This window comes from Actinomadura sp. 1N219 (assembly GCF_044326405.1).
In the GTDB taxonomy this organism is placed as follows: domain Bacteria; phylum Actinomycetota; class Actinomycetes; order Streptosporangiales; family Streptosporangiaceae; genus Spirillospora.
The window spans coordinates 1-576 of record NZ_JBIRAY010000043.1; the positions used below are offsets into that span (position 1 = coordinate 1).

General features: G+C 61.6%; 1 rRNA gene. It reads left to right on the forward strand.

Annotated features, from left to right (window positions below):
* Nucleotides 1-62: ribosomal RNA gene (locus tag ACH35V_RS42300) — 16S ribosomal RNA — on the forward strand; the annotation flags it as partial.
* Nucleotides 63-576 lie beyond the last annotated feature (514 nt).

Here is a 576-nt window from a genome sequence, read left to right on the forward strand (position 1 = left end):
CGATTGGGACGAAGTCGTAACAAGGTAGCCGTACCGGAAGGTGCGGCTGGATCACCTCCTTTCTAAGGAGCACCAACTGGCCAGGTCACTCACCCCTCGGGGCCTTGGGGGGTCGTGGTCGGTGGCCGCCGTCGGCAGCGCATGTCTGCCGGGTGGCTGCTCATAGATGTGGAGCACTGGTTATTCACCAGGCCGCTCGTGCGGCCCGGCAAGTACCGCCTCCTGGACCTCGGTCCAGGGGGAGTGGGAACGGCGGGTCCGGGTGGGCGGGCTGGTGGGCACGCTGTTGGGTCCTGAGGAAACGGGCGCGAGCCTGGTGGCCTCTGGATCGCGGGACCAGACACCGCTTCACTTGTATGGGTGGGGCGGTGCTGGTGGGCCCGGTTGTTTTTTGAGAACTGCACAGTGGACGCGAGCATCTCTGGTGAGAGCTTGATGCCCTGCCTTTTGGGGTGGGGTTGATGGTTCTTATCTGCGATTTGTTTTGATCGTTTTGTGTGTTCAAGTTTTTTAGGGCATACGGTGGATGCCTTGGCATCAGGAGCCGATGAAGGACGTGGGAGCCTGCGATATGCC